Origin of the sequence: Pannus brasiliensis CCIBt3594 (assembly GCF_036688125.1) — a bacterium.
GTDB classification, from domain to species: domain Bacteria; phylum Cyanobacteriota; class Cyanobacteriia; order Cyanobacteriales; family Microcystaceae; genus Pannus; species Pannus brasiliensis.
The window spans coordinates 86619-105586 of sequence record NZ_JBAFSM010000010.1 but is presented as its reverse complement, the minus strand read 5'-3'; the positions used below and the strand labels follow the sequence as shown (position 1 = coordinate 105586).

General features: G+C 53.2%; 21 protein-coding genes. 11 read left to right on the top strand and 10 right to left on the bottom strand.

Going from position 1 to position 18968, the window contains the following annotated elements; all coding sequences use genetic code 11:
* Positions 1 to 49 precede the first annotated feature (49 nt).
* The 4 genes from secE to rplA are packed head-to-tail and all read left to right on the top strand — an operon-like array spanning position 50 to position 2121.
* Positions 50 to 292, top strand: a complete 243-nt coding sequence (gene secE / locus V0288_RS06910) for a preprotein translocase subunit SecE (protein ID WP_332864320.1) — start codon at positions 50 to 52, stop codon at positions 290 to 292.
* Positions 289 to 921: a transcription termination/antitermination protein NusG gene (gene nusG, locus V0288_RS06905; RefSeq protein WP_332864319.1), complete on the top strand. Its 633-nt coding sequence runs from the start codon at positions 289 to 291 to the stop codon at positions 919 to 921. The genes secE and nusG overlap by 4 nt, the downstream gene beginning before the upstream one ends.
* 10 nt (positions 922 to 931) lie before the next feature.
* Entirely contained in the window at positions 932 to 1357 is a 426-nt protein-coding gene (gene rplK / locus V0288_RS06900) for a 50S ribosomal protein L11 (protein ID WP_332864318.1), read from the top strand.
* A gap of 53 nt (positions 1358 to 1410) precedes the next feature.
* Positions 1411 to 2121 carry a 50S ribosomal protein L1 gene (gene rplA / locus V0288_RS06895; RefSeq protein ID WP_332864317.1) on the top strand — a complete coding sequence of 237 codons (711 nt, stop codon included), beginning with the start codon at positions 1411 to 1413 and terminating at the stop codon, positions 2119 to 2121.
* Between the two features lie 174 nt (positions 2122 to 2295).
* On the opposite strand, the gene V0288_RS06890 is transcribed toward rplA, so the two are convergent.
* The 3 genes from V0288_RS06890 to V0288_RS06880 form a co-directional block, all read right to left on the bottom strand.
* Positions 2296 to 3567, bottom strand: coding sequence for an HhoA/HhoB/HtrA family serine endopeptidase (locus V0288_RS06890; protein ID WP_332864316.1), 1272 nt, complete (start codon positions 3565 to 3567; stop codon positions 2296 to 2298).
* Between the two features lie 340 nt (positions 3568 to 3907).
* The gene (locus V0288_RS06885) at positions 3908 to 4252 is read right to left on the bottom strand and encodes a hypothetical protein (protein ID WP_332864315.1); all 345 of its coding nucleotides are present in this window, start codon (positions 4250 to 4252) and stop codon (positions 3908 to 3910) included.
* A gap of 31 nt (positions 4253 to 4283) precedes the next feature.
* A complete protein-coding gene (locus V0288_RS06880) occupies positions 4284 to 4697 on the bottom strand; it encodes a papain fold toxin domain-containing protein (protein WP_332864314.1) in 414 nt (137 codons plus the stop codon).
* Positions 4698 to 4802: 105 nt separating this feature from the next.
* Between V0288_RS06880 and V0288_RS06875 the strand changes: the two genes are divergently transcribed.
* On the top strand, positions 4803 to 4970 hold the full coding sequence (locus tag V0288_RS06875) for a hypothetical protein (RefSeq protein ID WP_332864313.1): 168 nt from the start codon (positions 4803 to 4805) through the stop codon (positions 4968 to 4970).
* 266 nt (positions 4971 to 5236) lie between these two features.
* On the opposite strand, the gene V0288_RS06870 is transcribed toward V0288_RS06875, so the two are convergent.
* On the bottom strand, positions 5237 to 5677 hold the full coding sequence (locus V0288_RS06870) for a hypothetical protein (protein ID WP_332864312.1): 441 nt from the start codon (positions 5675 to 5677) through the stop codon (positions 5237 to 5239).
* A gap of 382 nt (positions 5678 to 6059) precedes the next feature.
* Between V0288_RS06870 and V0288_RS06865 the strand changes: the two genes are divergently transcribed.
* Positions 6060 to 6239 carry a BrnA antitoxin family protein gene (locus tag V0288_RS06865; RefSeq protein ID WP_332864311.1) on the top strand — a complete coding sequence of 60 codons (180 nt, stop codon included), beginning with the start codon at positions 6060 to 6062 and terminating at the stop codon, positions 6237 to 6239.
* Between the two features lie 37 nt (positions 6240 to 6276).
* Here the strand turns inward: V0288_RS06865 and V0288_RS06860 are convergent, their stop codons facing one another.
* Complete coding sequence (locus tag V0288_RS06860; protein ID WP_332864310.1) at positions 6277 to 7026, bottom strand: metal ABC transporter ATP-binding protein; 750 nt, start codon at positions 7024 to 7026, stop codon at positions 6277 to 6279.
* Positions 7027 to 7273: 247 nt separating this feature from the next.
* Positions 7274 to 8692, bottom strand: a complete 1419-nt coding sequence (gene ftsY, locus V0288_RS06855) for a signal recognition particle-docking protein FtsY (RefSeq protein WP_332864309.1) — start codon at positions 8690 to 8692, stop codon at positions 7274 to 7276.
* Between the two features lie 161 nt (positions 8693 to 8853).
* On the opposite strand from ftsY, the gene V0288_RS06850 reads away from it, so the two are divergent.
* Both V0288_RS06850 and V0288_RS06845 read left to right on the top strand, forming a co-directional pair.
* Complete coding sequence (locus V0288_RS06850; RefSeq protein ID WP_332864308.1) at positions 8854 to 9441, top strand: Uma2 family endonuclease; 588 nt, start codon at positions 8854 to 8856, stop codon at positions 9439 to 9441.
* A gap of 2 nt (positions 9442 to 9443) precedes the next feature.
* On the top strand, positions 9444 to 9848 hold the full coding sequence (locus V0288_RS06845) for a DUF1622 domain-containing protein (RefSeq protein ID WP_332864307.1): 405 nt from the start codon (positions 9444 to 9446) through the stop codon (positions 9846 to 9848).
* Positions 9849 to 9892: 44 nt separating this feature from the next.
* Here V0288_RS06845 and V0288_RS06840 read toward each other — a convergent pair whose 3' ends face one another.
* Together V0288_RS06840 and V0288_RS06835 are read right to left on the bottom strand one after the other, a co-directional pair.
* Entirely contained in the window at positions 9893 to 10120 is a 228-nt protein-coding gene (locus tag V0288_RS06840; protein ID WP_332864306.1) for a type II toxin-antitoxin system HicB family antitoxin, read from the bottom strand.
* Between the two features lie 145 nt (positions 10121 to 10265).
* Complete coding sequence (locus V0288_RS06835) at positions 10266 to 11003, bottom strand: phycocyanobilin:ferredoxin oxidoreductase (RefSeq protein WP_332864305.1); 738 nt, start codon at positions 11001 to 11003, stop codon at positions 10266 to 10268.
* 105 nt (positions 11004 to 11108) lie between these two features.
* Between V0288_RS06835 and V0288_RS06830 the strand changes: the two genes are divergently transcribed.
* A complete protein-coding gene (locus tag V0288_RS06830) occupies positions 11109 to 13418 on the top strand; it encodes a transglutaminase TgpA family protein (RefSeq protein ID WP_332864304.1) in 2310 nt (769 codons plus the stop codon).
* 119 nt (positions 13419 to 13537) lie between these two features.
* Positions 13538 to 13867, top strand: coding sequence for a hypothetical protein (locus V0288_RS06825; protein WP_332864303.1), 330 nt, complete (start codon positions 13538 to 13540; stop codon positions 13865 to 13867).
* Here the strand turns inward: V0288_RS06825 and V0288_RS06820 are convergent.
* Entirely contained in the window at positions 13864 to 14361 is a 498-nt protein-coding gene (locus V0288_RS06820; RefSeq protein WP_332864302.1) for an HNH endonuclease, read from the bottom strand. The two genes, V0288_RS06825 and V0288_RS06820, sit on opposite strands and share 4 nt — an antisense overlap.
* Positions 14362 to 14641: 280 nt before the next feature.
* Here V0288_RS06820 and alr point away from each other — a divergent pair, with 280 nt between their 5' ends.
* A complete protein-coding gene (gene alr / locus V0288_RS06815) occupies positions 14642 to 15832 on the top strand; it encodes an alanine racemase (RefSeq protein ID WP_332864301.1) in 1191 nt (396 codons plus the stop codon).
* Here alr and V0288_RS06810 read toward each other — a convergent pair.
* On the bottom strand, positions 15806 to 18961 hold the full coding sequence (locus V0288_RS06810; protein WP_332864300.1) for a PAS domain S-box protein: 3156 nt from the start codon (positions 18959 to 18961) through the stop codon (positions 15806 to 15808). The genes alr and V0288_RS06810 overlap by 27 nt on opposite strands.
* Positions 18962 to 18968: the final 7 nt, after the last annotated feature.

The window sequence follows — 18968 nt, the reverse complement described above, 5'->3', positions numbered from 1 at the left end:
GAGTGATAAGTTATTAATAGCTTTATCATCAACAGAAGGACTATCGATCGTGGCCAAAAAAGAAACCCTCGAGAAAAAAGACACTAGCGAGAAGAAAGAGGCGGGAAAACCCTTTCAAGTCAACGAATTTGTCAACGAGACCAAAGAAGAACTCGCTAAAATTGTCTGGCCTTCCCGCCAGCAATTGTTGAGTGAATCGGCGGCGGTAATGTTGATGGTGACTCTCGTGGCCACCCTCATCTATCTCATCGATAAATTCTTTACTTGGGGTGCGAGCAAGGTGTTCCTATGAGTCTAGAAGAAGAGCGGTTAACCGAAGATCCCGATCTCGGCGCGGAAAACGCGGCGGAAAACGCGAAAAAAGCCCGCTGGTACGCGGTACAGGTCGCTTCTGGATGCGAGAAACGCGTCAAGACCAACTTGGAACAGCGTATCCACACGCTGGACGTGGCCGATCGGATCTTACAGGTTCAGATCCCCCAATCAGCGACGGTCAAAGTCCGCAAGGACGGATCGCGGCAACACGGGGAAGAAAAGGTCTTTCCCGGCTACGTCCTCATCCGCATGATCATGGACGATGACGCTTGGCAGGTGGTGAAAAACACGCCCCACGTCATTAACTTCGTGGGAGCCGAGCAGAAGCGCCACTACGGTCGGGGTCGGGGACACGTCAAACCCCTGCCTCTGAGTCCCTCGGAAGTGGAACGGATCTTTAAACAGGCACAGATACAGGAGCCGGTGGTCAAGATCGACATGGAGGTCGGCGATCGAGTCCTCGTCCTGTCCGGGCCGTTCAAAGACTTCGAGGGTGACGTGATCGAGGTTAGCCCGGAACGGGGAAAACTCAAAGCCCTCCTCTCCATTTTCGGGCGGGATACGCCAGTCGAACTGGAGTTCAATCAAGTAGAAAAACAAAGCTAAGAGCTACATCATGGCCAAAAAAATCGTCGCGATTATCAAACTCGCTTTGCCCGCGGGGAAAGCGAACCCGGCCCCTCCCGTCGGCCCCGCGCTGGGTCAACACGGGGTCAATATTATGGCGTTCTGTAAGGATTACAACGCCAAAACCGCCGATCAAGCGGGGATGATCATCCCGGTCGAGATCTCGGTATTCGAGGATCGGAGTTTCACCTTTATTCTCAAAACCCCCCCGGCTTCCGTTCTGATTCGCAAAGCGGCCGGCGTGGAACGGGGATCGAACGAACCGAACAAGAAAATCGTCGCCAGCATCACCCGCGACCAATTACGGGAGATCGCCCAAACGAAAATGCCCGACCTCAACGCCAACGATATCGACGCGGCGATGAAAATCGTGGCGGGAACGGCGAAAAACATGGGAATTCAGGTTAAAGACTAATTATTCATTTCGGGGAGAAGCGTGGCTTCGCTAGTACCCAAGGAGAGACAAACATGGCGAAAAAAGTTTCCCGCCGTCTGCGCGACGCGCGGGCGAAAGTGGAAGATCGGGCCTACGAACCCTTAGAGGCGCTGACTTTACTCAAAGACATCGCGACGGCGAAATTCGATGAAACGGCGGAAGCGCACATCCGTCTAGGGATAGATCCAAAATATACCGACCAGCAATTGAGAACGACGGTGAGTTTACCCAAGGGAACCGGGAGAACGGTTCGGGTGGCTGTCATCACCCGCGGGGAACAGGTCGCGGAAGCGACGAACGCGGGCGCGGATATCGTCGGTTCGGAGGAGTTAATCGAAGAGATCTCGAAGGGAATGATGGATTTCGAGGTGTTGATCGCGACTCCCGATATGATGCCGAAGGTGGCGAGATTGGGTCGTCAATTGGGGCCTCGCGGCTTGATGCCCTCGCCGAAAGGGGGTACGGTGACGACGGATTTAACCGGCGCGATCCGGGAGTTTAAAGCCGGGAAATTGGAATTCCGGGCCGATCGAACGGGGATCGTTCACGTTCAGTTCGGTAAGGTTTCCTTCAGTCCCGACGATCTGTTAGCGAACCTGAAGGCTTTACAGGAAACGGTCGATCGGAATCGTCCGTCGGGAGCGAAGGGTCGTTACTGGCGCACGGTGTACGTTTCCTCCTCGATGGGGCCGTCGATCCAGGTGGATATTAACGCCCTCCGCGATCTGAAACTCGCGGAATAATCGATCGCTATTTCGGGGAAAGATTTCGAGTCTTTTCCCCGTTGAATTCTGAAGAAAATCGCCCGCGGGGAAAGTCCGACGGGCGATCGCTTTATGTCAATCGAGAAATCTAGATTCAGAGAGCGAGGTGGGAGGAATAGCGAGGAGCGCGCGGATTTTTCCTCCCGATTCCGGTTATTTACTCGCGGTGTTCAGGCGACCGACCTGAATATCGAGATTTAAGCGCTGACCGCCGCGGCTGATTTCGACGGGTAGTTTCTCACCGATTTTCGCGCTCTCGACTAATTTTTGAACGGTATCGGGATCGGTCACTTCCTGACCGTCGATCGCTTTCAGTACGTCGCCCGATCGAAGTCCAGCTGACGCGGCGGGGGAATCGCGCATCACGCGCACCACTAACACCCCGTTATTGTCGGGAATCGTCCAGTTATCGGCGATCGGACTGTCGGCTAACTGATCTTTCACCTCTTGATTCAGTTGAACCATCTGAACCCCTAGATAGGGATGTTCTACTTTCCCGTTGGCGATTAACTGTTCGGCGATATTTCGCGCGGTGTTGATGGGGATGGCGAACCCTAATCCCTGCGCGTTTTGGATGATGGCGGTATTCACACCGATCACCTCGCCTTTGTCGTTGAGTAACGGGCCGCCGGAGTTACCGGGGTTAATCGCCGCGTCGGTTTGTAGGAACTCGACCCGTTTATCGTTCGCGCCGATTTGGGAGCCGTTGCGGTCTTTGGCGCTGATAATCCCCGTGGTCACGGTATTATCTAAGCCTAGCGGGTTGCCGATAGCGATCGCCCATTCCCCGACCTGTAAACTCTCGGAATCGCCTAATTTAACGGTGGGCAAGTCTTTCGCGTCTACCTTCACGACCGCCACATCGGTCAGGGGGTCGGTTCCTAATACTTTGCCTTCTAGGGTGCGGCCGTCTTTGAGGGTAACGGTCACTCTATCCGCACCATCGACTACGTGCGCGTTGGTGATAATCCTACCGTCTTGGTTAATGATAAATCCGGAACCCGTACCGCGCTGGATCTGTTTCTCCGCGCCCTCGGGAATTTGCGAACCGAAGAAGCGACGGAAAGCGGGATCGTTAGAAAACTGGGAAAAATCGTTATTATCGTTATTTACGGTACGCGAGGCGTTAATTCTGACCACTGCCGGCCCGACTTCCTGGACGACTTGCGCGACGAAATTCGTCGGCGCGGTAATGCGGGAGGTGGTCGCGGGTGGCTGTTCGCGGGCGGTCGCGGGGGCTACGGCCACCGGGTTCGTCAGCGAGGCGAGATCGTGACGGTAGGCGTAGGTTCCGCCGACTCCTAAACCGGCTCCCAGCGCGAGGAGGGAGGAGTAGGCGAGGATTTTGTTCAAGGGGGATTTCGCTCTTCTATTCGGGCGGTCGATCGAGTGTAGGCTGTCTTCGGTCACAAAATTTCTGGTCATGATCTTTACTTCCATCGTCCCGGTGGGAGGATAAAAGTCAGTCCTGAATTCGCTCTGGTGTGAGTGTGAGGAGCGTCGTGGAAAACGGCTTAGGACTGACTATCTATACTGTAGGGGTGGGATGTGAAGTTACGATGACGGGGATATGAATTTCGCGTTACAGGGCCGGGAGGTTCGATCGGGCTACGATGATCGATGGATGTGTCGGGGGTTCGATCGATGTACTTTATCCTAGACGAAAAACACCGGCGAATTCCCCGCTAATGTTAACACGAGCGTTCCAGCTTTCCCGAGTAGGTTATAGTCCTCGGGGGAAATGCGGGGGTGATTCTCTCGATAATTATCGCTCCACAGGGAAAGGGGCGATTTCTTGTCTCGTCGAATCTTTTTCTTGACGGAACTCATCTAGGAGCGTGAAGAAATAATCGACGGCTGTTCGTTCGTCCGCGCTGTGAAAACAGACAATACTCGACCACAACTGCCCGGTCTCGACCTTAAAATGCTTCCGTAACCACTGAAGAAAGTTTTGAAAATCTTCTTCCTGTTGAGTTATGGGAAAGCCCGATTCTCGCCGGGCGAAGTAGTAGCCGTCTAAAAAAGCTTGTAAACTATAGATGGAGTGACGGCCTAGGTACATGGCCGGTCTTTTGCGGATTTTTTGCAATAATTCGTCAAAATTATCCATAAACTTGCCGACCTCCCTCAAAGTTTGGTTGTTAAAATTCGATTTCCTCGATCTGAAAAGCTCTATCAATTTCTAGAATAGGGGAATCTAGGTTCTGTAGCCATAGAGTTTTCGAGATCCCGTTCGGATGACAATTATCGAAGACGGTTTCTTCTCCGTCGATAACGAGAACGATGCCTTCGTGATACCCCGTTGTCGAGATCAGTTCACCGATACTATCATCGTAGATACGTCCGTAGAGGGGATCTTGCGAACCGGTCTTAACGATAATTTGTTTTCCCCGTATGTTCCGAGCGATTAGATAGGCTTTAATCTTTCTAGAACAGGGTATACAGTCAAAAATACCGTATTTCTTGGCTATTCTTGTTATATTTCGATAAATATCATCATTTCGTCCAACCATATTGACATCTATATCTAGTGATTTTAGTAATAGTTGATTCATTTTCTCGAACCTGGGGTCAAGGGAAGTGAAAAGTCGAGATGGAGTAGGAGCGGGGGAATATGTTACGATCTCGATCGAGATTACTTTCCGGGAGGTCGATGGCTTATGCCCACCGTTTTACTAAAAACCGGCGAATTCAAGGAAGTTCCCGATGAAGAGTTACTTTCTTTCCTAGAGGAGAACCGAGATTTAATCCAAGAGCGTCAATCGCCCCGAAAAAGAGCGATTAAACGACCTATCTCATCTACCCCTTCTTCTACCAGTACCAGATAATATCTACATTCGTCTCGTGATATTCGTAGATACCTCGCTCTGACTGTTCTTCCGTTTCCGAGTATTCTACTCTACACTGTCGAAAGAATCGATACTGTGTTCTCGGGTCGTCTTTAGGGTGTTCTCTGTAGTCTACCTCTATACCCAGTTTTATACAGACGTACACCCCTCTATATTTTCCAAAAACCTCCTCTCCCGATCCCGCGGACTCGAATTCGAGTTCATTCAAGGCTTGCATTCGTTTCATCATCGTTATCCTTTCGATTTTAGAGAAATCTTTCTAAATTATTGAGTTCAGAGATTTTAGTATCTATATCCTTTAATTCTCGCTCGATAGCTTCTTTTCTCAGCTTTAGGTTCTTTAACTTGGCAAGATCCCCTAGGATTGTTTTGGTTAGATCTTCCATTATTGTTTCGTCATTCCTTTTATTGTCCAGATCGATTTCGACGGTACCTGGCGTTTCAGAAGAACTTCCCGGGCGATTCATTGTCGAGTCACTTCGATAGAAAAGATCCGATATCGGGTCTTGAATCAAGTATCCACGAGCGAGGCCGTGAGTTAGCATATTTTTGGCGGTATGAGGACTCAAATTGCAATCTCTAGCGATTTCATAAATATCTCTCGATAGATAACCGTGATCGGGATCGAGTTTTTCCCACAAGGTTCGCTGTGCTCCCGATCGGGGCTGTTTGGGTTTTACGTTCATGGAGGTGTGTTCCGTTTGTCTACATATCTCTATCATATTACACCCCGCCAGTATCTTGCAAGTCGGTGTAGTCTTCTTTTCTATCCAAGATGTCTCTAAAGTCTTTTTTCGTATCCGGCCGGTATCTGTAGTGTTCTCTATCCGATCTTTTTTACACACTCATCATTGAAAAGCATTGCTACAAGCCTTTTATAGCTCACAATTTTTTTGGGAACGGAGAGCGGTTATCGGTCATTATCTACGCTATTAAAATGTAGACATAATACCGATCGAGGGGAAGGTTTACTATGGCTATATCGAGAGAGGAACAATTGAAGATCCTTGGTCAGATGAAGGACTCCGAGATTGATTATTCGGATATTCCCGCTACTTCGTCGGAATTTTGGCAGGAGGCGACGGTTCACGTTCCCTGGTTAAAGTTCCCGTGACGATACGACTCGATCCCGCGGTTCTCGCTTGGTATAAACGGCAAGTCCCGCGGGGATACCAGACTTTAATCAATGCCGTACTCGAAAAATATATGCTCGATCGAGAGGCGGAAATCCGGTCGGAAAAAGAATAATCCCCCGTTTCGGAAGGGGGAACTCGGAAATCGAGATTTAAACGGCGATCGGGTGGTATCCCTCGTCGTGGAAAGAAACCTTACCCCCGTAGGCGCGACGGAGATTGAAATCGGTGAGGACGGTTTGACGGCGATCGGCGGCGATTATTTCTTTATTTAATAGGATTAAATCATCGAAATGGGTAATAGATTCCCCTAAATCGTGATTGACTACCATTACAATCTTATTATCCGCCGCTAACTCGTGGAAAATCTCGAAAAGAATCGCTTCCGTTTTTCCATCGACCCCGACAAAAGGTTCGTCGAAACAGTAAATATCGGCCTCTGCCGCGAGGGATCGCGCTAAAAATACTCTCTGCTGTTGTCCCCCGGAAAGTTGACCGATCGGACGATGGCGTAATGACTCCATTTCTACCCGGCGCAGGGCTTCTAGGGCGCGCTGACGGCTTATCGTGGAGAAAGGGCGGAACCATCCCGTTTTGCGGACGCGTCCCATCATCACCACGTCCCACGCGGTCACGGGATACGTCCAATCGATGCCCGATCGCTGGGGAACGTAAGCGACCTTATCCAATTGTTTCTGTAGCGTCTCACCCCGATACATCACCGATCCCCCCGTCACGGGAATCAGACCTAGCAATGCCTTGATCAGCGTACTTTTTCCCGCGCCATTAGGGCCGATAATGCCCGTTAACCGTCCCGATCGAACCTTCAAGGTGATATCGTGCAAGGCCTCGATCGAGCGGTAATACACCCCTAAATGACTAACCGTGATTTCAGCGCTCATAGTTTTCTCGCCCCTAGTCTCTAGCTACAGCATAGCCTGAAAGTGAGACGATTATGAACTAACTATGAGAGGATTATGAAATCAATCGGGAGAGGGGGAGTGGGGAGATAGGGAAGTTTTTGGGGAAAAGGGGAAGGGGGAAAGGGGAAAGCTATTTTTAATATTCTCCTGCCTCCTGTCTCCCGGTGGATGGTGGATTAGCGAGGCGTAATCCACCCTACGGTTTGATTTTTGGCTCCTGACTCCTCTAATCGCCGCTTAAAAGGGCTTCTACGAATTCGTAGCTGGAAAAAGGACGTAAATCCTCGATGCCTTCGCCGGCGCCGACGAAACGGATGGGTAGGTTTAGCTGTCTCGTCACCGCTAGGGCGACCCCTCCTTTAGCAGTTCCGTCGATTTTTGTCAAGATCACGCCACTTAAATTCGCCGCTTCCGAGAATACTTGCGCTTGACGGAGACCGTTTTGCCCTAATGTCGCGTCGAGGACTAGGAGAGATTCCACGGTGGCGTTTGACGCTTTTTTGTCGATAATGCGGCGAATCTTGTTTAATTCGTCCATGAGGTTCTTTTTATTCTGCAAGCGTCCCGCGGTATCTACCAATAATAGATCCACGTCCCGCGCCCGCGCCGCCTCGATGCCATCGTAAACGACCGCGGCGGGATCGGTATTCTTGCCGGGGTTGGCGATTACTTCCGTTTTCGATCGATCTCCCCACACTTTCACCTGTTCCACCGCGGCGGCCCGGAAGGTATCGGCGGCGGCGATAATACAGCTATAGCCGGATTGTCGCGCGAGGTGGGCTAATTTGCCGATCGTGGTGGTTTTACCGACCCCGTTGACTCCCGTGAGCATCCAGATATTTAATTGACCTTTTTCGGGTTCAAACGCGGGAGTTTGATAATTTTTGAGGGGATTGTCTAAAATCTCGCGGAGAATTTCCTTGAGGTACTCGATCGCTTTTTCCGGGGGGAGGGCTTCCTGTTTTAGCTTGTTTTGGAGGGTGGTGATGATATAATCGGTCGCCTCTACTCCTACATCCGCCTGTAGTAATAAAGCTTCGATTTCCTCTACCGCGTCCTGATTTAGCGGCCCCTGCCCGACGATCGCTTTTAACTGATTGACCAAACTCCGCCGCGTTTTGCCCAATCCCTGCCGCAGTCGTTTTAACCAGTTGATCTCTTCCTCGGAAATGTCCTCCGCGTTCCGTCCCTGGGCCGCGAGGACTTTTGCCGACCAGATGAATTCTTCGTCGGGTTCGGTTTCTTCGGGAGTCTCGATCGCCGTTTCTTTGAGGATTTCCAATCGATCGGATTTTTTCATCCACGCGGGGACGGCTACGGGCGTTTCTTCCTCGATTTCCGTTGTTTCCTCTTCCGTAATCGGTTCTTCTACCGCGGTAACGGGTTCTTCGGTTGTGACGGGTTCCTCGACGGGAACGGGTTCTTCCTTAATTTCAACGGCTTCGGCGGCCGCTTTTTTCTGTTGGATGTTTTTAAACGCCGTTTTCGCCCATTCTAGATATTCTTCCTGACTGGTTCCGGTCGTCGCGTCGGTTTTTGTCTCCGCGGGGCTGGAAGTCTCGACGGGAGGGGTTTCTACCGTTGGCGGTTTTTCTTCTTCGGGTCGATCGGGGTTGACGCGCTGACGACGGAACCAGTTAAACATAATGAGAAAGGAGATAAAAAATAATTCGTAAATTTATCTTAACGCTCGCGGCGCGGGTTTCGAGCGGGCGATCGGGATCGATCGATTCCCGTCCGCCGGAAAAATCACGGTATCCTTGGGAAAGAAGTGGAAGCCGAATAGCAAAACGGGAGAGGACGATCGTGTTAACCGAAACCGAAAAACGGTTCTATACCGCGGAAGAGTACCTAGAACAAGAAGAGACCGCCGAATATAAAAATGAATATCGAAACGGGGAGATCATTCCGATGGTAGGGGGAACGACGAATCATAATCAGATCTGTCTGAATTTCTGTCGGGCTTTTCCTTTTAGTATTAATTCTCAAGAATATTACACCTATATGGAGGGGGTGCGTCTCTGGTTGCCCGAATATCAATTTTATACCTATCCGGATGTGATGGTCGTTCGGGGAAAACCGATCTATCACGATCGAGGGAAATCTAATGTTCTCAATCCCCTGATTATCGTGGAGGTTTTATCCCGATCGATGCGAGGATACGATCGAGTGGAGAAGTTTAAATTCTATCGATCGATTCCCTCTTTTGAAGAATATATTCTCATCGATCAATATAGTTACTCGATCGAGCGTTATCAAAAACAGTCCGAGAGTCAATGGTCTTTGAGTTTCTATGAAGGCGAAAACGCGGTTTTATCGCTCGCATCCGTCGAGTGGCAGATTTCTCTAACGGATCTGTATCAACGGGTAGATTTTGAAGAGACGGAAGAATAGCGATGGAATGGTTTGAACCGTTGGAAATTAGCTTAACTCATTTGGTGGCGATCGTTAAATTCTGTCTGGAAACGATTTCGGTTGTTTGCGTGATGATCGGATTGGTTCAGACGATTAAACTCGCGCTCACCCTGAATCCGAGACGGAATCGCGATCGGGTCTTTTCTTTTAATCCTATCCGTATCCGTTTCGGGAGTTGGTTAGCGCTGGCCTTAGAATTTCAATTAGGGGCCGATATTGTCGCGACGACGGTTAGCCCGACCCTGGAAGAATTAGCGCAATTAGCCATCATCGCCGCGATCCGAACTTTCCTAAATTATTTCCTCGCGAAAGAACTGGAAACCGAACAAAAACTCGTGGAAAAACGGGAGAAAGAGGGCGATCTATCGCCAGAAATTCCTTTATAACATAGCGGTCAGTTTCTCACCTATTCAATTTACTCGATCGCCTTCTAGCTTTCGTCGGCATGGTGGGCGATCGGTTCGACATTTTTCGGGAACTCTCGTTTCTCTTCCTCGTATTCTTCGCGGATCGTGGCGAATACGTTAGCCAGTTCGATTCGGGCTTCGTCAGGGGTTTTCCCCCACGCGTGACAGCCAGGAATAGCGGGAATATACGCGACAAAAGTTCCGTTATCGTCCGAACGGATCACCGTGATATAGTCTTGTATAGAGTTCATATCTGTTCGCTGAAAAAGCGAGAACGCTTTCCCCGTAACCACTCTACAGTATAACACGAGTTTTTTTATACTCTCGTATCGGTAAAAACAGACCGGTAGAAGGGATAGGAAAACGCTCGATCGCTCTCGGAAATTTGGTATTTATTTACTCTGGAATATCGAAGAGTACCGTGGTCATATAGCGATCGGCCCACTCTAAACCGAAAGCTTTTTCGAGAACGCGACGGGTTTTGTCGTTTTCCTGCTGTTTGGCGCAGTAGTTGCGCTGTCCGTCGAGATAGTGTTTTTGCTCGTCCGCGTCAACGGGCGGACAGTTTTTAGCATATTTGCAGTGAATTGTCAAGAAATCCTCGACCCGCTGTAAAAATTGGCGTTCTTCTTCGGGATTGTCGGGACGGATAAAGAGACAGAATTCCGAGAAAATATCGCCCCAGGGGGGTAAATCTCGTTGTTGGGCGTAGGAAACTACGGGTAAAGCTTCTAAAGCTTGCCGGTACTCGATCGAGAGAGATTTATCGGGGGAAGTGGGGGAGAGATCGGCGATCGCCGCGCTGATGCCCGCTTTTCCGGCGACGATATCGCACCCGAACATCGGTAGGGGGTATTCCGAGCGCGGGAACATGACACAGTGAAGAATATCTAGCCCACTGCCAACTTTCGCCAATTCTAGGTGCATTTTGCGAAATTGGGGCGTTTGATAACAGCGATTCTCGATGACCAGTCTCTCGCCCTCTAAACGTCCCTCCACGTAGCCCAATCCCTCCGGTAACTCGAACGGGGAGAGGTCGAGATAGGTTTCCCAACTAGCGAGGATCGAGGTGGCTAATTGACCGATGAGGGGATGGAGGAGCGATCGGATCGTGGGTTGGACGACGGGAATCATGGGCGCGGTAGTAAAGGTACGGCAAGATCTACTCTACCGCGTGGAGCGATCGGGGCGAGTCCGGGGCAGACTAAGTGTGAAGCGATCGTTACCTCGCGCGTTTTTATGATCAGTAATCGTCTCCATCAATCGTCCTTTTGGCAAAAACTATCGAAACCGAGGGGGAGCGATTCCTCCCTGGAAACCGAGGAATCCCCGCTGTTTCGGATTCTCGTGCAGACGCTCGTGATCGTCGGGATTATCGCCACCGATATCGCCACCGAGAGTACCACGAGTTTCTGGGCGGTTCCCCTGAGTATTATCGGCGGGATCTGGAGTTGGTACCGGCGGAAAAAGCGGAACGTGGGCGCGAAATTCGTCATCGCGATCGGGATGTTAGTCGTTCTCGCCGTTTTCCTCGGTAATATCGTCTCGATGCAAGATAGCCGGGTGTCTCTAGCCCGATTACTGATTCAATTACAGGTTCTCCATAGTTTCGATCTGCCCCGTCGCAAGGATCTGGGTTACTCGATGATGATCGGGCTGATCCTGATCGGGGTCGCGGGAACCATCTCGCAAACGATCGCTTTCGCTCCCTGGCTCATCCTGTTTCTCCTCCTCGCCATTCCCACGCTCGTTTTAGATTACCGCTCCCGATTAGGGCTAGAAAGAATCGATAACCGTCTGAATCTGTCTTTTTCTCGGAAAAATAACGCTAATCGCTCCCGTTCTGTTTCCCCGTTGTCCGGTTCTCTCCTCGCCCCGAAAAAACTCGGTATTTTTTTCCTGGCGATCCTTTTGTTCGGGTTGGCAATTTTCGCCTTATTGCCGAGATTTCCAGGGTATCAGATCCAATCGTTCCCGGTCAGCGGCCCGGAGGGGATGGAAAATCAGGATTTCCAACGGGGGGAACGGCAGATCGTGAATCCGGGCTACGTTCGCGAGGGACAGGGAACGGGAACCAATCCGGGCCAAAGTCCCACCTCGGGCGCGGGGAAGATGGATAGCACCTTTTATTACGGTTTTAACTCGAAAATCAATCAGAATTTGCGGGGGCAGATGACCCCGAAAGTGGTTTTGCGGGTACGTTCCCAGGCGCCGGGATTCTGGCGCGTGCTGGCGTTCGATCGCTACACCGGGCAGGGGTGGGAGGTTTCCCGCGAGCAACAGGCCCAGGATCTCGATCGGTCCCGTTGGTCGTTCCGCTTTTTCGTTCCCCTACCGTCGACGAGAGCGAAAACCCGTCAGATCGTTCAAAGTTATACCGCCGTCTCCCAACTCCCGAACCTGATTCCCGCGCTGGCTTCCCCGCAGTTTCTCTTTTTCCCGACGCGTCAGGTGTCGATCGACGCGGAAAATAGCTTGCGATCGCCGGCCGGGTTAACGGACGGACTGACGTACACGGTGATCTCGCAGGTTCCCGAACGGGATCGGACGGCCCTCGGCGCGGCCCCGAAACAATCCCCCCGATCGATTCAAAAATATTACCGGCAAGTTCCCGAGGCGATCGAGGCGAAAGTCCGGCAAAAAACCGAGGAGATGTTAGCCAAGTCCCCGAAACCGCTCACTTCCGATTACGAGAAGGTTCTATTTCTCGCGCAGGCCCTCAAACAGAATTACCAGTTAAAAACCGACCTGCCCTTTTTGAAAGATGGCGAGGATCTGGTCGAGGCGTTCCTGTTCCGGTTCGAGGGAGGGTACGGCGATCATTTCGCGACGGCGTTAACGATCATGGCGCGCTCGATCGGCATTCCCGCCCGATTAACCGTCGGATTCGCTCCCGGTCAGTTCAATCCTTTCACCGGCTTCTACGTGGTCAAGAACACGGACGCTCACGCGCTCACGGAGGTGTATTTCCCCGAGTACGGCTGGTTCGCGTTCGATCCGATCCCCGGCCACGATCTGATTCCCCCGTCCTTCGAGGAGGCGGAAACGTTTGGCGTTCTCAAACAATTCTGGCATTGGGTGGCGGGATGGTTGCCCTCGCCGGTGACGGGTTTCTTGGGTTGGGTATGGGAAACGGCGATCGGGGCGATCGGTACGGTTGTCGGATGGCTCTGGCGTTTTATGACCGAGAGTTTGATCGGGGGGATTATCGCGGCGATTTTCGGCGTTGGGCTGGGCTTTTTGGGCTGGTTGGCGTGGAAACCGCTTTCCCGCTGGGTTCGGGGGCGACAACTGGCGAAATACCCGCCGATCGAGCGTCTCTACCGGCAACTGCTCGACACGCTCCGGGAAAAGGGACAGGGCAAACATCCCGCCCAAACCCCGCTAGAGTACGCGGCCGCGATCCGCTCGATCTATCCGGAACCGGTCGCGGCGATCGTCGAGGAGATTTCCCGCGCTTACGTGGATTGGCGTTACGGCGATCGATCGGCCGACGTGAACTATCTCCGCGGACGTTTCGCCCAGTTGTCCAAGTCGGTGAGGAAATGAGCGGCGATCGACGGTATACGTCGCTCGAATAATCCCGAGCGGCGTTGCTTTTTCCCGATCGATAGCGATACGATCGGGAGTAAAACGTTTCTCTCTCATCTGGAATAAAAAGCGGACTTATGAATCGTGTTTTTCTGGCTTCCCTGGCGATCGCCCTAACCTCGCCGGGTGTCCTCGCCAACGAGGCACAAACCCTACAAATACAGCCAACCCAACCGCCGGCTAACGATTTTTTCAAGCCCGTCAGCGATATGATTGACGGACTACAAAAACAGGGAATCTCGATCGCCGATCCGAGCGATCCGATGGCTCTCCGTTATCGCGTCGGCGCGCCCTGTAGCGGCTGTTCCGTTTATCTGGGAACGGGAGTCGCCAACCCCCGCACCGCGCGCGATAACAATCTGGGCGTTAATCTGGGGGTGGGATTCACCCTACCCCTCTCGCGCTAGATGCCGATCACGTACTTGCGCCACTCGTGATCCTCGTTCTCGCGCGTGTGTTTGAGCAATTCAAAGTGAAGACTACTGTAAGGTTGGCGGGGTTGCGATCGGAGGGTCATCCCCGCTTCTTTCGGGGTGCGACTCCCTTTTTTAACGTTACAACGCACACAGGCGGCGACGAGATTCTCCCACGTATCTCCCCCCCCGCGCGATCGGGGAATGACATGATCGAGGGTTAACTGTTCCCCCTTGTAATGACAGTATTGACAGGTGTGATGATCTCGTTCCAAGATATTACGGCGGGTTAACGGGATTTCCTTGTACGGGACGCGAACGTATTGCCTAAGACGGATGACGGAAGGCAGGGGAAGATCGCGATTGATAACCTGTCCGTTGTGTTCTAACTGCTCGGCTTTTCCTTTGAGCAGTAAAACGATCGCCCTCCGCCAACTGGTAATATTCAGTGGCTCGTAGGAGGCGTTCAACACGAGAACCTTACTCATCAGTATTTCAGGATCGCTTGAATTTATCCCGAATACTAGCACAGATCTCCGGTTGGGGAGGTGGGGTGTCGGGTGTCGGGAGACGATCGGGAAAAGGGGAAGGGGAACAGGGAAAAAAGCTTTCGGAATCTTTTCACCTTTACCCTTTCCCCTTTCCCCTTTTTTCTCCCTAACCTCCCGCCTCCCGGAAGGAACTTCTCGATATTTCCGTCATCTAAAACGTAACCCGATCGAGAAAAGTCAGGTTACAGTTTTAGGTGTGAGTGTTGAGGAGTGCCGGATGTTGAGCCAAGAACCCGTGACGGGGGTAATCACCAGAGGTCGCTATACCTATCAATTATCGGAAGTGATCCGACATCGCGCCTGGGTGGAGATCGATCGAGCCGCCCTGAGAAATAATGTTCGACAGATCCGATCGCTCCTCGCCCCGGACACGGAACTGATGGCGGTGATTAAAGCCGACGCTTACGGCCACGGGGCGATCAAGGTGGCGGGGACGGTGTTGGAGTCGGGGGCGCGGTCGCTGGCGATCGCCACGATCGGCGAGGGGATCGAACTGCGGGAGGCGGGAATCGCCGCCCCGATCCTGATTCTCGGCGCGGTGAACACCCCGGCAGAGGTGGCCGCGCTCGCCCATTGGAATTTACAACCGACGCTGGGTAACGCGGAACAGGTGGAGGTGTTCGCGTCGGTGATGGAACGTTTAGAACAGGTTTTACCGGTACATCTGAAGTTGGACACGGGGATGTCCCGCCTGGGTACGCTCTGGAATCGGGCGGCGGATCTGGTGGAAACGGCGCTCTCGCGTCCGAGTTTAAAAATCGCCAGTATTTACTCGCATTTCGCCACCGCGGACGATCCCGACCCGACGATCATGGAATTACAGCGGCGGCGTTTTCAAGAGGCGATCGCCCGTTTACGGGCCGGGGGCTACCGTCCACCTTGCTTACATATCGCCAATTCCGCCGCCACGCTGGCCGATCGCTCCTTGCATCTCGATCGGGTGCGGGTGGGATTGGCGCTGTACGGCCTCTATCCGGCGACACATTTAAGCGAGAAAATCGCCCTGCAACCGGTTTTACAGGTCAAAGCGCGGGTTTCGCAGGTGAAGACGATTCCGGCGGGTTCGGGAGTCAGTTACGGTCATCAGTATGTCTGCGATCGGGAAACGAAGATCGCGGTCGTCGGGATCGGTTACGCGGACGGGGTACCACGCAATCTCTCCAACCGGTTAAAAGTCCTCGTTCGCGGGCGGGTCGCGCCGCAGATCGGGGCGATCACGATGGATCAGTTGATGATCGACGCGAGCGCCATCCCCGACCTGAAACCGGGGGACGTGGTGACGCTGATCGGTCGCGACGGGGGGCGGGAAATTACCGCCGAGGATTGGGCGCGGGAACTGGGAACGATTTCCTGGGAGATTCTCTGCGGGTTCAAACACCGTCTACCGCGCGTCAGTGTCGGGGAATAGGGGAGCTTTCGGCCAGGTAAAGGTAAAGGTCGTTCCCTCGCCCTCGCGGGAGTCGATCGAGAGATGACCCCCCTCGGTATCGATAATTTTCTTGACCAGCGAGAGACCGATGCCGGTACTCTCGCTTTTGTCGCGGGGTTTGAGAACCTGGAAGATCTCGAAGATTTTCTCGTGAAATTCCGGGGAAATACCGGGCCCGTCATCGCGGACGCTAAATTCGTACTCTTCCCCGGTATCGATCGCGACGACCTCGATGTGTCCGTCCGATCGATGGTGGTGTTTGATCGCGTTATCGATCAGGTTGGATAACACTTGAAAGAGCAGTAATCGCCTCGCTTGGAGGGGGGGGACATCGACGCGGGTATCGAGGGTGAAGGCGGCCGGGGGATCGAGGGAGTCCAGTACCTCGGTGATGAGTCGGCGAATATCGACCGTTTCCGGGCGAGTTTTAATCCGACCGACGCGGGAATAGGCCAGCAGACCGTCGATCATCGCGTCGAGACGGTAGACGCGACCCCGGAGAAGATCGAGATTGCGACGGGTATCCGCGGACAGTTCCCCGGTTAAATCCTCCTCGATCCATTCCGAGAGATTGGCGATCGCCCTTAAGGGGGCTTTTAAATCGTGGGAGACGACGTAGGCGAAGCGATCGAGTTCCTGATTGCGTCGCGTCAGTTCTTCGGCGGCGTTTTGTAGGGCGGTATTGAGTCTTTCTAATTCTAGAGTTTGTTTTTGTAGTCGCATTTCCGCGCGCTTGCGATCGTCCACGTCGATCGCCCGTCCCAACCAGCGAACGATCCGCCCCCCGTCGTCGAAGGTGGGGTTAACCCGTCCGAGAAACCAGCGATAGGTTCCATCGCTCCCCCGGCGACAGCGATACTCGAACTCGTAAGGTTCCCGACGATCGCGCGCGCGATTCCAGCCCTCGATCACGCGGTCGCGCTCGGCGGGATGAACCGTTTCGATCGCCGTTCCCCCCAGTATCCGCTCGGGGGTTAATCCCGTGTAGGTATAGAAATAGCGGTTGCAGTAGTCGATCGAACCGTCCGGGCCGGAAATCCAGATGAACTGCTCGATCGCCTCGGAGAGTTCCCGGTATTTTTCCTCGCTCCGGCGGAGGATCGCGGCGGTTCTCTCCCGTTCGGTCACGTCCACGCCGATCCCCCAACTGGCCCAACCGGCGATCGGGTAGTCGGCGCTAATATTCGACCAGGCGATCGTTTTCGTCGCGCCGTCCTTACAGACGATCTTCCATTCCCAATCGCGATAGTTATCACCCCGATCCCGCCACTCGTGTAGTTTTTCCCGCAGGTACTCGGGGTCGGGATAGAGTTTATCGAAGAGTTCGGAGCGACCGATCACCTCGTCGCGAGTGTAACCCGTCACCCGCTCGCACTCGTCGTTCCACATGACGAAGTTGCCCCGCTCGTCGAGCGCGTTGATCAACACGGGCATCCGCTCGATAATCTCCCGCAGGCGTTGTTCGTTCCCCCGGAGAATTTCCTCGGCCTGTTTACGTTCGGTAATGTCCGTGGAGATGCCGCAGATGGCGTAGGGTCGCCCGTTATTATCGGTCAGGAGAAATTTAATGGCGAGATAGGTTCGAGCGCCCTCGGGGAGGGGAATGATTTCCTCGAACCGACAGGCGGTTCCCTTGGCGATCACCTCTCGATCGTTCTCCACGAATCGATCCGCTACCGTTGCCGGGAAAATGTCGTAGTCGGTTCGACCGGGAATTTCCTCGTTCGTTATCCCGCAGAGTTTCTCGTATTGACGGTTGACGAAGAGATAGCGCCCCTGTAAATCCTTGAGGTAGATCACGGCCTCGGAGCGATCGAGGATCGATCGGGTGCGGCGCTCGCTCTCTTGCAGTTCCAGTTCGATCATTTTGCGGCCGGTAATATTCTGGGTGAGTACCATTCCCGCGAAAATCTCGCCCCGTTCGTCGCGCACCGGAACCGCGCGGGTCTCGTACATCTGTCCCCGGTAGAAGATTTCCCGCTCGCTCGGCAATCCGTCTAACGCGTCCCGATACTGGGGTTCGAGGGTCCGGCAGACTTCTTCGGGGAACACTTCCGCGAGGCTTTTGCCCACCATCTCTTCCGGGTCGAGACCGCACGGTTTTAATTCCTCGCCCTCGCACAGGAAATAGCGGAGATCTCGATCGAACAGAACGACCGAACCGTTGGGAATATGGCGCGCCAGGGTGCGATAGAGGGTTTCCCGCTCCGCGAGGATGGCGTTCGTTTCCTGTAGTTGCTCGGTTCGCTCTTGTACCCGGCGTTCGAGTTCCGCGCGCGCGGTTTTCAGTTGTTGTTCGAGTTCCTTGCGATCGCTGATGTCCGTGTGGGTTCCCACCATGCGGATCGCCCGTCCGGTCGCGTCGTACAGAACCCGACCCCGATCGAGTATCCATTTATAGGTTCCGTCCTTGCATCGCGCCCGATGCTCGCTGACATAAAACGGCGTTTCCCCGGCGAGATGGTCGCGAACGGTCGTCAATACTCTTTCTAGATCGTCCGGATGCACCCGCGCCGACCATTCCTCTAGATTGTCGCCGATCTCGTCTTCCGCGAATCCGAGCATCGATTTCCAACGGGGGGAAAAGTACACTTGGTCGGTGAGGAGATTCCAGTCCCAGATCCCGTCGTTACTTCCCTGTAGGGCGAACTGTAAGCGTTCCTGGTGCTGGCGCGCGGAGGTTTCTAGGGCCTTGCGATCGCTGATATCCTGGGCGACGGCGTACATCAGCCGCGACCGCACGATCGGCGTGACCGTCCAGGCTAACCACTTGTAAATTCCGTCCGGACAACGGTAGCGATTCTCGAAATAAAGGGTCGGTTGTCCGGTCTGTAATTTCTCCATTTCCGCCCCGGTCTTGGCGCGATCGTCGGGATGGACGAAATCCATGAAGGGAGTATTCAGCAGGGTCGCCCGATCGTATCCTAGAACTTTCTCGAAAGCGGGGTTAATCCGTTTGAAATAACCGTCTAAACCCACCACGCTCAAAAGACTTCCCGCGAGATTAAACAGATCGATCGCCTCGCCGGCCGATATCGTCCCCGCGTCCTCGGCATAACAGGGACAATAGTGGTGATTATTGAGAAAATTCTGGTCGCTCGCCTGCATGGTTTCC